This is a genomic window from Microcoleus sp. FACHB-672 (assembly GCF_014695725.1).
GTDB lineage: Bacteria > Cyanobacteriota > Cyanobacteriia > Cyanobacteriales > Oscillatoriaceae > FACHB-68.
Genome location: NZ_JACJOU010000029.1, coordinates 1 through 12,302, shown reverse-complemented (window position 1 = coordinate 12,302; position 12,302 = coordinate 1). Strand labels below are relative to the sequence as shown.

Below are 12,302 nucleotides of genomic sequence, written 5' to 3'. Positions count from 1 at the left end.
CCCATCGAGAATTGCTGGTCAAAAATCAAAGGGATATTGCGGACGATAGGAGCAAGAACTTATCGAGCCTTGGATGAAGCGATTACACTAGCCTACCAACAAGTGTCCTCTCAGGACCTTCTTAATTGGTTTACTCACTGCTGTTACTGTACTTCATCTATTTGAGAAACGCTATAATATTAAAAGTATTACCTTCTACCGCCCACTCTCCAGAGAATCAATTTTAACGAAACAGATTTTCTCTTTAAAATATAGAAATTTTACCTAAAATAAATAGAGCGAGTTGAAGTAAAGCAAAACCCAACTGGCATCCCGTACTGTTAGGTTTACTTTCTCAACTCGCCCCACCGGCAACACTTTTATTTTTCAGATTCGTTGGGTTGCCAAACAGGAAATGGATCAAATGCTGAAGGATTCATTAAATTAACTGAACCCGAACCGGCATCCGCCCCCATATAAATTTCACTATAGCCATCGTTAGTAGATGTAACAGCCATTTTAGAAGAAGTCGAATTTTGTGCCTGTCCTGGCTCCTGACTTCCCCAAATTACCAGAAGCATCACCAACACAAACAAGCCAACAAAAGCCCCGAATTTATCAATCAATCTAGCCATCTTAGAATTTTTTCACCCAATTTCTATTAGTGGACGCACAAAGTAAAGATGTTGTTACATCTAAATCGAAAGATTAAGGCGTCTTTATCGCCTTAGCTGTTCCCATAGAATAAAAGTGACTTGTCCTCACACCTGATCCCACCTGACTATGAAAGCACTTTGGCTGGAAAACAACAAACTGCAACTGCGCGATAACCTTCCCATTCCTGAACCCCCTGCCGGCGAAGCACTTGTGCGCGTTTTGCGTGCCGGCATCTGCAATACTGACATCGAACTCCTCAAAGGTTACTACCCTTACACTGGCATCTTAGGTCATGAATTTGTCGGTGTGGTGGAACAAGGGCCAGAAAATTTATTGAACCAGCGGGTGGTGGGAGAAATTAACGCAGTCTGTGGCAAATGCCGTTTCTGTCGTAGTGGACAACCCACCCACTGCGAAAACCGTACCGTCCTTGGCATCGTTAACCGCCACGGTGCGTTTGCAGAGTATCTAACGCTGCCGGCGCAGAACTTGTATCCCGTACCGGATAATGTTGCCACAGATGTTGCTACGTTTACAGAGCCGGTGGCTGCTGCCTTGGAAATTCAACAACAGGTGCCGGTGCGTCCCGCTCACCGAGTTTTGGTTGTAGGGGATGGGAAACTGGGGCAACTGGTGGCGCAGACACTCGCTCTCACCGGTTGTGACCTTTTAGTAATCGGGCGTCATCGTGATAAACTCCAAAACTTGGAGGCTCGCGGTATCAAAACCGGCCTCGCCGATGCCGTCACAGACCGAACCTTTGACATCTCCGTTGAATGCACCGGCAACCCAGAAGGATTTGCAATTGCCCGTCGCGCCTTACGTCCACGCGGCACCCTCGTCCTTAAAAGCACCTATGCCGGCCACCTAACCTTCGATGCCTCTTCTTTAGTGGTCGATGAAATTACCCTCATCGGCTCCCGATGTGGCCCGTTTCCTCAAGCCCTCCAGCTTCTATCACAAAATGCCGTGGATGTTAAGCACCTGATCCACGCCCATTATTCTTTAGATGAAGCCCTCACAGCCTTTGATCGTGCCCAGCACAGAGGTGTTTTGAAAATCTTGCTTGATATTAGTTAGGGGGATGGGGCATGGGGCATTATTCCCCTTCTCAGCACTCAGCACTCAGCCCTACTCCTCCATCTCTATTCCGTATCTCAGGTGCATGGTTGGCCGGTAGTCGGGACAGCCAATTGCATCCTCAGTTAACGCATTCGTAGGGCGCACTGGACACTTGAGCCGGTAGTCATTGGTAAAAAATACACAGTTAGCACAAGGAATTTGGTGCATACGCTTAGCCCTAGACATTCCATCAACGGCGGCGCTGTAGAAGCTCCAACCGGCAATAATCACCACAGTCCAAGCGCAGACAAAGCAAATCGGCACCAAAAACGGCTGGATAGCTTGAATCAGGACGTACAGTAGTTGAAACACGGCTAAATTTTTTATGAAAGAATAAACATCATCACTGATATTCAGTTTTCATGTTAATACAACAAATTTAGATGGAGTGATGAATTGTAAAAAAGAGCTAAAATCCTATCGGATAACCGGGGTTTTATGGCATGATGCCCAAGTAGATCGATCTATAGCTCTTAAACAGACCACAGGAACGCTGCTATGACCCTGCGCTTAGGTGATACCGTACCCAATTTTACTCAAGCTTCGACCCACGGCGACATTAATTTTCATGAATGGGCTGGCGATAGCTGGGTGGTGCTGTTCTCCCACCCCAAAGACTTCACGCCGGTTTGCACAACCGAACTCGGTGAAGTCGCCCGCCTGAAACCCGAATTTGACAAGCGTAACGTTAAAGCGCTCGCTCTCAGCGTGGATGATGTTGAATCTCACAAAGGCTGGGTGGGCGACATTGAAGAAACCCAAGGGACAGCCCTCAACTACCCCATCTTGGCAGATCCAGATCGGAAGGTTTCTGACCTTTACGACATGATCCACCCCAATGCCAACAATACCTTAACAGTTCGCTCGGTTTTCATCATTGACCCCAGCAAGAAACTGCGTCTAGTGTTCACCTACCCGGCTAGCACAGGGCGCAACTTTGATGAAATCCTGCGGGTGATTGACTCACTGCAACTAACTGACAACTACAGCGTTGCTACTCCCGCCAACTGGAAAGATGGCCAGGATTGTGTGATTGTCCCTTCTATCCAAGATCCAGAAGAGTTGAAGCAAAAATTCCCCAAAGGCTACACCCCCTTGAAGCCTTACTTGCGGATGACTCCTCAGCCGAACAAATAGGTCATAGGGCAATGCCCGTGCCGATTTAACCAAAGTAAAATATTGTAGGGTGGGCGTTGCTCACCCCGCAATATTTTTATTTTGTTCTGTAGCCGGTAGCCTCGATTGCTCCTAAGCCAGCTCATCATAAATTTGAGGGAATCATCATGCTTTCATCTCCGATTGTGTTGCGGATGCCACCCGAATTGCAAATGACAGATGACCAGTTTTTTGAGTTCTGTCAGATTAACCGGGATTTAAACATCGAACGCAATAAAACTGGAGAATTACTAATTATGCCTCCAACCGGCGGAACTACAGGCAATCGGAATTTCAATATTGCTGTACAGCTTGGAATTTGGGCAGAGCAAGATGGCACAGGGATCTGTTTTGATTCCAACAGTGGATTTAAGTTATCAATGGGTGATAAGTCGCCTGATGCTTCGTGGATGAAGCTAGAGCGGTGGAACGCTTTATCAGAAGAACAGCAAGAAAAATTTGTACAAATTTGCCCAGATTTTGTCCTTGAATTACGTTCAGCTTCTGACAACCTGAAACCGTTGCAGGAAAAAATGGAAGAATACATGAAGGAACCTGGATGTCAGCTAGGATGGTTGATTGACCGCAAACACCGGCAAGTCTACATCTACCGTCCAGGAATGCCGGTGGAATGTTTAGAAAATCCCGATACTGTTAGCGCAGAACCGGCTTTGCCAGGATTTGTTTTAAATATGAGCAAAGTTTGGTAACAGAAAATTCGCGATTTTGTTAAGCCAATTTTTTTTGTAATTTTAAGCGCTTAATCAATTAATATTTTTAGAGAAAACAATTTAGGAAAACACAAAATGGATATCAAAACTGGCTTCGTCGGAACCATCGGTAACACACCGCTAATTCGGATCAACAGCTTTAGTGAAGAAACCGGCTGCGAAATTTTAGGAAAAGCAGAATTCCTCAATCCAGGTGGATCGGTGAAGGATCGGGCAGCTTTATATATTATTGAAGATGCGGAAAGAAAAGGCTTATTGAAACCAGGGGGAACCGTTGTCGAAGGAACCGCCGGCAACACCGGCATCGGTTTAGCGCACATCTGCAATGCCAAGGGTTACAAATGCCTGATTGTAATTCCAGACACGCAATCTCAAGAGAAAATAGACGCATTAAGAACGCTGGGTGCGGAAGTACGAACCGTGCCGGCAGTTCCTTATAAAGACCCCAATAACTATGTAAGACTCTCCGGCAGATTGGCATCTGAAATGGAAAATGCCATCTGGGCAAATCAATTTGATAATTTAGCAAATAGACTATCGCATTATGAAACAACCGGCCCGGAAATTTGGGAACAGACAGCCGGTAAAATTGATGCTTGGGTAACAGCAACCGGCACCGGAGGAACCTTTGCCGGTGTTGCAATGTTCCTCAAAGAAAAGAAGCCGGCGATTAAAAATGTATTAGCCGATCCGATGGGTAGCGGACTCTACAGCTACGTTAAAACCGGCGAAATTCATACTGAAGGCAGCTCGATCACCGAAGGCATTGGCAACAGTCGCGTCACCGCCAATATGGAAGGAGTTCCCATTGATGATGCCATCCAAATTGACGATCATGCAGCCGTGCGAGTGATTTATCAACTCCTCAAGAAAGACGGCTTATTTATGGGAGGCTCGGTAGGAATTAATATCGCCGCTGCGGTAGAATTAGCGAAACAAATGGGTCCTGGTCATACGATTGTAACCGTACTCTGTGATGGCGGTTCGCGTTACCAGTCTCGGCTGTTTAATCGGGAGTGGCTCGCTTCAAAAGGACTTTCTCCCGATTAGTTAGGGAAAAAATTCAATCGCACAGGATAACAAATTATGCAAATTCAAACACTGGCAGCCCATGAAAAAGGCGCGGAACTCAAACCGTTTACCTTGGAAGTGGATTCGCCCGAAGGGTATGATTGCATTCTCAAAGTGTTAGCTTGCGGTATTTGCCACTCAGATATTCACGTCATTGATAATGATTGGGGAAACTCCCGTTATCCCGTAGTTCCGGGCCACGAAGTTGTTGGGGAAGTGGTAGAGTTAGGCAACCAAGTTAAGCATTTAAAAGCCGGTGATCGTGTTGGAGTAGGCTGGCAAGGTTCGGCTTGTTTACAGTGTCGTGATTGTCTCAGGGGAGATGAAAATCTATGCGATAAAAATGAAGGGTTAATTATCAGCGGTTATGGTGGTTTTGCTAATTATTTACGGGTAGATTCTCGGTTTGCTTTTCCGATTCCAGCCGGCATCAAAACTGAAGCAGCCGGCCCTCTATTGTGCGGAGGAGTTACTGTATACTCGGCTTTGCGATATGCCGGCATGACTTCAGGTCAAGAAATTGGGGTCATCGGTGTCGGAGGACTGGGGCACATGGCTGTGCAATTTGCAAGTAAATTGGGCAACCGGGTAACAGTTTTTACCACTTCTGATGATAAAGCTGAGTTTGCAAGTAAGTTAGGCGCACATGATGCAATTGTTGTACCAGCCGGCAGTTCACCTCCGCAACTCGACCGAAAATTCAATATCTTAATCAGTACCGTTCCCGCTGCTCTCGATTGGTCGGCTTACATCGAATATCTGGATTCCGATGGCACTTTAACGGTGGTGGGAGTACCCGAGGAACCCCTCTCAATCCCCTTGTGGTCATTGCTTACTAAACGTCGTAGAGTCATGAGTTCTCTAATCGGAGGTCGCGCGATTATCACTGAGATGCTTGACGTTGCCGCTCGCTTTGGAATTGAGCCAATTATCGAGACGTTTCCCTTAGAACAAGTTAATGAAGCGATGGACAAAGTCCGTAGCAATAAAGTTCGCTATCGGGCTGTTCTTACGGTTAGCTAATCTGATAAATTAATCGTAATGTTGCTATTAAAAAAATAGTAACTTACCTTCGCATTTAAACTACGCCCGCACATAAAAAACACATGAGCCAAACAAACGTTCAGTTGCCTTATTTTGATGAGCTGCTTGAGCAACTTCGCAAAGGAAATCCTGACGCCATTCAAGCTTTTGGCCGTCATGTCCATTGGGGTTACTGGGAAAACCCTGACGCTGCCGATGGTTCAGTAGCAGATTTTGCAGAGGCGGCTGAACGTTTGTGCCGGCGCGTGTGTGATAGCGGCAGCGTGGGTGATGGATTGCGTATCCTTGACTGCGGTTGCGGCTTTGGTGGCACAATTGCCAGCCTTAATGAGCGGTTTTCTAATGTCCAACTGGTTGGTTTAAATATTGACGAACGCCAGCTAGAAAGAGCAAGAAAAGAAGTGCAACCTCGCGCCGGCAATCAGATTGATTTTGTCCAAGGCGATGCCTGTGAATTGCCTTTTGAAGATGCGTCGTTTGACGTGGTTTTAGCAGTGGAATGCATTTTCCATTTTCCCAGCCGTGAGCGATTTTTCAAAGAAGCGCGGCGCGTACTCAAACCCGGTGGTAAACTGGCAATTTGCGATTTTGTGCCAACATCTTTTATGATGCCTTTCATTAAGTTTATGGATCTTTTTGTTAAAAATTCTGTATCTCAAGTTTACGGAAATGTTAATAGCCATTACACTTTGGGAGATTACCAAGATTTAGCTAAAAATACAGGATTTGTGTCTCAAATTGAGGAGAATATTACGAGCAACACGCTGCCAACTTATCCAGTGGTGTGCCGACTGATGCGGGAATCGGGAAATATTGAGGCGGGAAACATCACGATGGGTGCAGATTGGTTAGGCCGGCTCGGTTTAACGCATTATATGATTCTTTCATTTGATACAAAGTAGGACATTCGCCTCAAGCAATAGAGCGAATGTTTATAAAAAGCTCGGATAATTTTTTTTAAAAGGCTATCCGGAAAACAGATAACCTCACCTCTAAAGAATATTTTCCGATAAAAATTTTGAACTGGAGTTGAGACGACGAAAATCTAACTCAGTCTTACAGAGTTGCACTAAGGAGATAAATTGACACTGAGGTGGCATAGCTCAAGCTACTTTGATGTCATCTGTATGGCACATTTGAGCTTGTTTGTTTGCTATGCAGTGTAGTCTGTTGTAACATTGTCTCAGTTTGGAACCCTACAAAGGGGTTATAGATATGAGGTTGTTGCATGAAAGCTGCTTTCAATAAAGGGCAACTGACAACCTGGAAAGATGACAGAGGTTTTGGCTTCATTCAACCAGCCGACGGAAGTCAAGAAGTTTTTTTGCACATTTCTGAACTGAAAGATTCGACTCGCCGGCCACAAGTAGGGGACACAATTTTTTACTATGCCATAGCTGAAGATGGCAAAGCTCGCGCTTGCAACGCTTTTATTTTAGGAGCAAGAAGTCAGCAAACTTCGACATCTTCTAATAACAAAGCTGCATCTAATAGTGAGTCCAAATCCCCATTACCAGTATTGCAGTTATTGCTTCTGTCGATTTTGCCTTTGGCTGGCTCACTTCATTTTCTTTTGACCACAGCTAATCCGCTTCCCTTGATTCTCTATCCTGCGATGAGTCTATTAACTTTTATTTTGTATGCAGACGATAAGTCTCGTGCAAAGCAAGGGAAGTGGAGAACCGCAGAGACAACGCTACATCTGTGTGAACTAGCGGGTGGATGGTTGGGAGGATTTGCCGCGCAACGAAGGCTTCACCATAAAAGCAGGAAGAAATCCTATCAGTTTGAGTTTTGGACAATTGTCACGCTTCACTATATTTTCTGGTTAGGTTGGTTATTTTTTGGCAAGCTTATAACACGTTAGTCTATGTCTCAGATATTAACTGCCGCCGTTCAGCTTTACTGTTATCTTCCTCTATCCGCGTAGATTGCACTCATCCCACAGGCTAGATAGGTCGAAAGGCAGTGCAAAGCCGGCTGAACATGACTTTATATTAATTTAAATTAATACCAGTTTTAGTCTAAAGTTCAGTTTGATGATTAATTTCTTGATTTTGGCACCAAACGAGCGATCACGGGACGCAACAGCAGTGCTAAAGCCAAACCCAAGCACAAGTGCAGTATAATATCAAGTACGCTGTAAGTTAAACCCGTTACAGGCCAAGGCATTGTACCATCTGGATGGGGTTGATTAAGAATCGATTCAATTGGTCGGGGGTTGACGGCAGAGGAGACAACACTAACAGCAAAGCCGGCAGCAACAACAGCAACCCATATTTTTAAGTTGCGATCTCGTTCTTTTTCAGCATCTTCAGAATGTTTTGCCTGTTCTTGCGCGTTGATTTCTATAACTACCCGAATCGCATCAATCATTTGTTCAAATAATTGCTGACCAGGTTGTAAATAACGCAAATCTATTTGAATTTGATTTTGAAGTTCTTTAGTTCGATTACAGAAATTTTCTAAAAAATCCACCTTGTCTTCTGGTAGAGTATGAGCGCGAATTTCTTCTAGCTTGGCGCGATAGTTTTTAATGATAGTTGTAATTGTGGTATTGTAATCTTCAATATCACGCAACAGTTTGGTATATTGAAAGGCACTTCTTGGGATTTGCTTGAGACGTTGTTTTAAATCTTCTAGCGTCTCTTCTTGAGAGGTAGCGAAGTTATCAATTTCTGGCTCTAATTGGTTGTAAAGTTCTCGCGCTTGCTGATAGTATAAACGCGCTTGGTAATAGGCAAAAATAATTTTATGCCGGCAGTACAACAGCATAAAGATTGAATGATAAGCTTGTTCACCTAAACTTAAAGTTGTTGGGTAACAGTCAAACCATACCAAAATCTGACATTGATCCGCTGGTTTTTCGCTGCCGGTGTTATATTCAAAGACCGGACTGCCAAATAATTGACCTTCAGATATCAAACTCACAGAAGTTTTTTCAGCATCTTTTAAAAAAGCTTCAACGCAAGCATCAGCGAGCGTTTTATAGTCTTTTGTATTATCAGAAGGTTCAGCAAAGATTAGCAACGTTTGTCCAATAGAAGCTTGAATAAAATTGGGTAATAAGCAGCCTTTGGAATTGAGCAAGCTCAGTTGGTCAACTTCTACCGTTTCCCCATAACGAAGAGTTAGATCAACTGCATTGGTATCTTGAATCTTTAAAGGATAAATTTCGCCAATGATTTCAAGCAAATCTGGCTGAGACTCAGACTTTAAACGCAGAAAGGGTTCTTTGTCTGATTTATTAGCTTGGTTTAATAAAGGTAGATATTCTGCTTTATCGCCGGTAAATTCATCAAGTTTGTTTTCTTCTTGTAAAAGTTCGTTCGGTAAAGATTGGAGTGCGGGAATTTGCAGATGTTCTCCCAAGGCAACACATCGCTGCCAAAGGTGATCTACATTGCCGGCATAGGGTTGCGATCCTTTGGATATTTCATCACTCCAATGAAAAGCGTAGAGTGTGACGCTAGGAGTATTGAGACGTGTATTGCTCATTAGTTTTAGTTGGACTGTTTGGAAGATAGCAGCTCTTTTAACGGTAAATACTTAGTTTAATCGTTTCAGTTAAGCTTTTACAGATATTTAAATTTTACACTTTTTATAGTTATTTAAATAATTTTTACTCAGGCGACCACTGCCAATGTGATAAACTAAAATTCTCTCCTTCTATCGCCAAAGCACCCACATAACCGGCAGATGGAATTAAATGTAAAATAGACCACCGGCTGGCTGATTCAACATCACCGGCAATACTCAACAATTGAGCCGGCTCATCTGGAAGAAAGGAGACTTCAATTTGCTCTAGCGGTTTATATAATCCATCCCCAATTGCTTTTAAAAACGCTTCCTTACGCGTCCAACAATTTAAAAAAGCGGCTTGTTTCTCACTTGTCGGCATTCCCTGAAGCGTCGCATATTCTCGCTTGGAAAAAAAGCTTTTTGCAATGGCTTCAGCATCTGGCATGGAACGCACCTGTTCCAGATCGATACCAACTACCCGATCCAGTACGATTGCATAAAGAGCGAGTCCCTGTGAATGAGACAAATTAAAACAAACCCGCTCATTCATCAAAGCCGGCTTACCGCGTTTTCCATAACAAAACTCTATTTGATTTGGCGCGAGTGCTAAATAACGGCTCAAAATATTTCTGAGTATCCCTCTGCCGGCAATAAAACGCTGCCGATCTCGCTCAAAGTAAAACCGCTTAGCGCGATCACCCTCGTCTGCTGAAAGCGTTTCCCCCAAATCATCAATCTGTTGTGCCGGCAGATCGAGTTCAGCAATCCAAATGTGAACTTCATTCAAAGATAGCTTTAAGTCTGCCGGCGGCTGACACCACAAAATACTGTTTTGAACCATTTGTCATTAGTCGTGAGCCTTTTGTCAAGCGTAACTGACAGCAAACACCTGACAAAGGCGCTTAAAATGACTCCTGAGTCTGTTGAGAAGGCAACCTTTGCGCGGATGGTATGCTAAAATTTTTGCAGCCTAGAGCCTTTAGTCTACAGATGACCTAGGAGAAAAAATAATCATATCCTACATCTGCCAAAATTTTTGACTAATTTATTAAAATTTATATAATTTATTTTTAACTCAAATTTACTAAACTTCCCTCCAAAGCCGGATACATAATCACCGTATAACCACTTAACCATTTATTAACTTCATAGAAACTTCATAAACTTTGATTTCCCTTTGCAGTATTATATGGGGTAAAAAATCAGATTATCTATTTCTTGGACAGCTTTTTGACTTAAATCCCTTAAGTATTTAGATAACCTGAAGCTGAGTTATTATAAAGATTTCGTATAAGCGCTAGCAATTCCGAGAAAGGGTATGTAAAAATTTATGAAAGTTATCCGGAATATCAATAATTGATTTTTCTGATGACTGCATCCGACAGGCACTCTGGAAAACGTTCCATCGCTTAACGCATCTTTGAGGAAGTGGCCTGCGTGTTCAAGCATCAGGGAACTTTGAATCTCTAAAAAAATAACCTTAAAAGATTTAAGGAAAACACCGGCTCCTAGTTAATGGGTTCAAACCTTTAGCTAATTAAAAGAGCTGTATTTTTACATCCCGTTTCATTTTCACTTAGGCTTTAGCAACTAAATCAACAACAATGACCCAATCCAAAGTAAATCCATCTGTTCCTGCCAGCAACCCCCCCGCGCATCCCGAAATGCTGAGCCAGCAGTCAAATACAGTCGAAACACAGTCGCAAAAACAGCTTGAGAGCGGGAAATCCCCCTATAGCAACATCCCCTTACTAGATTTGCCGGCAGATCGTCCACGCTCAGCACTCGGCAGCTTTGTAGCTGCATCTCAACATCTCACACTTTCTCAGACACTCGCGCACAACATCAAAGCGCTCTCGCAACAGCAAGGACACCCCCTGTTTATTACCCTGCTGGCAGCATTTAAAACCTTGCTCTACCGCTACACCGGCACCACGGAAATCGTTGTCGCTTCAGCCGCACCGAAACACAAGTGGACTGAAAGCGAAGGACTCATTGGATTCATCAACACATTAGTTTTACATACTCAGATTGATGGAAATGCGAGTTTTCTGGAATTAGCCGAGCGTGTGCAAACAGTCACCTTAAACGCTTACGACAAGCCAGAATCGCCCTTCGAGACAGTGGTGGGTGAGCGGCAATTGGAACAACCCAATCAGACACCCCTATTCCAGGTGATGTTTGCGTTTGACAATCCTAAACTCTCGGAAACACTAGAGCGTACAGGACTGACGCTGCTCCCCATCAATTTCGACAGTGACACGGCTGGGTGTGACTTAATGCTGTGCGTGAAGGACACGGAGCAAGCAGTCATTGCGGAATTGAAATATAATGCCGAGCTGTTTGACTCAGACACAATTAACCGGCTGTTAGGGCATTTTCAAACCTTGCTCGAAGGCATTGTTGCAAATCCAGAGCAACCGATTTCAGAGCTGCCACTGTTAACCCCAGCAGAAAAGCAGCAAATCCTCATCGAATGGAATAACACGCAGACAGATTACCCACACGACAAGTGTGTTCACCAGCTATTTGAAGCCCAAGTCGAGCACACACCCGACGCTGTAGCCGCAGTTTTTCAAGACAAACAGCTAACTTACGGGCAGCTCAACGCTAGAGCAAATCAGCTCGCCAACTACTTGCGTTCGCTCGGTGTAGGGCCAGAAGTTTTCGTGGGGATTTGCCTGGAGCGATCCTTAGAAATGATGGTTGCAATCTTGGGAATTCTCAAAGCCGGCGGCGCTTACGTCCCACTCGATCCAGCCTATCCTTCTGAGCGATTGGGATACATTTTAGAAGATGCTCAGACGCCGGTTCTGTTAACTCAAACACATTTAGTTGAAATTTTTCCCCAACATTCGGCACAAGTCGTTTGCTTAGATTCAAACTGGCAAACAATTGCCCAATATAGCGAAGAAAATCCTGTTAATATAGCCGATACTTCCAATCTTGCCTATATTATTTACACCTCAGGTTCCACCGGCAAACCCAAAGGAACCATGATTCCCCATCAGGGATTGGTTA

General features: G+C 44.1%; 12 protein-coding genes and 1 pseudogene. 9 read left to right on the top strand and 4 right to left on the bottom strand.

The genetic code is table 11. The annotated features are described in order from the left end of the window. Positions 1-165 (top strand): annotated as a pseudogene (locus tag H6F56_RS26530) (IS630 family transposase); the annotation flags it as partial. A gap of 194 nt (positions 166-359) precedes the next feature. On the opposite strand, the gene H6F56_RS21790 reads toward H6F56_RS26530, so the two are convergent. Beyond that, positions 360-614, bottom strand: a complete 255-nt coding sequence (locus H6F56_RS21790; protein ID WP_190672719.1) for a hypothetical protein — start codon at positions 612-614, stop codon at positions 360-362. A gap of 148 nt (positions 615-762) precedes the next feature. Here H6F56_RS21790 and H6F56_RS21785 point away from each other — a divergent pair, with 148 nt between their 5' ends. Further along, a complete protein-coding gene (locus H6F56_RS21785; protein ID WP_190672716.1) occupies positions 763-1,716 on the top strand; it encodes an MDR/zinc-dependent alcohol dehydrogenase-like family protein in 954 nt (317 codons plus the stop codon). A 51-nt stretch (positions 1,717-1,767) separates the two neighbouring features. On the opposite strand, the gene H6F56_RS21780 is transcribed toward H6F56_RS21785, so the two are convergent. Then, positions 1,768-2,070: a hypothetical protein gene (locus H6F56_RS21780; RefSeq protein WP_190672714.1), complete on the bottom strand. Its 303-nt coding sequence runs from the start codon at positions 2,068-2,070 to the stop codon at positions 1,768-1,770. Positions 2,071-2,256: 186 nt separating this feature from the next. On the opposite strand from H6F56_RS21780, the gene H6F56_RS21775 reads away from it, so the two are divergent. The 6 genes from H6F56_RS21775 (at position 2,257) to H6F56_RS21750 (ending at position 7,626) form a co-directional block, all read left to right on the top strand. Then, positions 2,257-2,895: a peroxiredoxin gene (locus tag H6F56_RS21775; RefSeq protein WP_190672711.1), complete on the top strand. Its 639-nt coding sequence runs from the start codon at positions 2,257-2,259 to the stop codon at positions 2,893-2,895. Between the two features lie 146 nt (positions 2,896-3,041). Continuing rightward, the gene (locus H6F56_RS21770; protein ID WP_190672708.1) at positions 3,042-3,623 is read left to right on the top strand and encodes a Uma2 family endonuclease; all 582 of its coding nucleotides are present in this window, start codon (positions 3,042-3,044) and stop codon (positions 3,621-3,623) included. A 96-nt stretch (positions 3,624-3,719) separates the two neighbouring features. Continuing rightward, positions 3,720-4,694, top strand: coding sequence for a cysteine synthase A (locus tag H6F56_RS21765; protein WP_190672704.1), 975 nt, complete (start codon positions 3,720-3,722; stop codon positions 4,692-4,694). Between the two features lie 36 nt (positions 4,695-4,730). Then, positions 4,731-5,738 (top strand): NAD(P)-dependent alcohol dehydrogenase, encoded by a 1,008-nt coding sequence (locus tag H6F56_RS21760; RefSeq protein WP_190672701.1) that lies wholly within the window; start codon positions 4,731-4,733, stop codon positions 5,736-5,738. A gap of 83 nt (positions 5,739-5,821) precedes the next feature. Beyond that, positions 5,822-6,661 (top strand): class I SAM-dependent methyltransferase, encoded by an 840-nt coding sequence (locus H6F56_RS21755; protein WP_190672696.1) that lies wholly within the window; start codon positions 5,822-5,824, stop codon positions 6,659-6,661. A gap of 326 nt (positions 6,662-6,987) precedes the next feature. Next, positions 6,988-7,626, top strand: a complete 639-nt coding sequence (locus H6F56_RS21750; protein ID WP_190672693.1) for a DUF1294 domain-containing protein — start codon at positions 6,988-6,990, stop codon at positions 7,624-7,626. Between the two features lie 176 nt (positions 7,627-7,802). Here the strand turns inward: H6F56_RS21750 and H6F56_RS21745 are convergent, their stop codons facing one another. Further along, on the bottom strand, positions 7,803-9,257 hold the full coding sequence (locus H6F56_RS21745; RefSeq protein ID WP_190672691.1) for a hypothetical protein: 1,455 nt from the start codon (positions 9,255-9,257) through the stop codon (positions 7,803-7,805). A gap of 124 nt (positions 9,258-9,381) precedes the next feature. After that, the gene (locus H6F56_RS21740) at positions 9,382-10,122 is read right to left on the bottom strand and encodes a 4'-phosphopantetheinyl transferase family protein (RefSeq protein ID WP_190672688.1); all 741 of its coding nucleotides are present in this window, start codon (positions 10,120-10,122) and stop codon (positions 9,382-9,384) included. Positions 10,123-10,885: 763 nt separating this feature from the next. Here H6F56_RS21740 and H6F56_RS21735 point away from each other — a divergent pair. Next, positions 10,886-12,302, top strand: a 1,417-nt coding sequence (locus H6F56_RS21735) for a non-ribosomal peptide synthetase (protein ID WP_190672685.1), incomplete at its 3' end; no start/stop codon positions are given.

Bases quoted from the DNA above. Each gene is read 5' to 3' on its own strand.
- H6F56_RS21790 (WP_190672719.1), bottom strand. From the start codon at position 614: ATGGCTAGATTGATTGATAAATTCGGGGCTTTTGTTGGCTTGTTTGTG.
- H6F56_RS21785 (WP_190672716.1), top strand. From the start codon at position 763: ATGAAAGCACTTTGGCTGGAAAACAACAAACTGCAACTGCGCGATAAC.
- H6F56_RS21775 (WP_190672711.1), top strand. From the start codon at position 2,257: ATGACCCTGCGCTTAGGTGATACCGTACCCAATTTTACTCAAGCTTCG.
- H6F56_RS21770 (WP_190672708.1), top strand. From the start codon at position 3,042: ATGCTTTCATCTCCGATTGTGTTGCGGATGCCACCCGAATTGCAAATG.
- H6F56_RS21765 (WP_190672704.1), top strand. From the start codon at position 3,720: ATGGATATCAAAACTGGCTTCGTCGGAACCATCGGTAACACACCGCTA.
- H6F56_RS21760 (WP_190672701.1), top strand. From the start codon at position 4,731: ATGCAAATTCAAACACTGGCAGCCCATGAAAAAGGCGCGGAACTCAAA.
- H6F56_RS21755 (WP_190672696.1), top strand. From the start codon at position 5,822: ATGAGCCAAACAAACGTTCAGTTGCCTTATTTTGATGAGCTGCTTGAG.
- H6F56_RS21750 (WP_190672693.1), top strand. From the start codon at position 6,988: ATGAAAGCTGCTTTCAATAAAGGGCAACTGACAACCTGGAAAGATGAC.
- H6F56_RS21745 (WP_190672691.1), bottom strand. From the start codon at position 9,257: ATGAGCAATACACGTCTCAATACTCCTAGCGTCACACTCTACGCTTTT.
- H6F56_RS21740 (WP_190672688.1), bottom strand. From the start codon at position 10,122: ATGGTTCAAAACAGTATTTTGTGGTGTCAGCCGCCGGCAGACTTAAAG.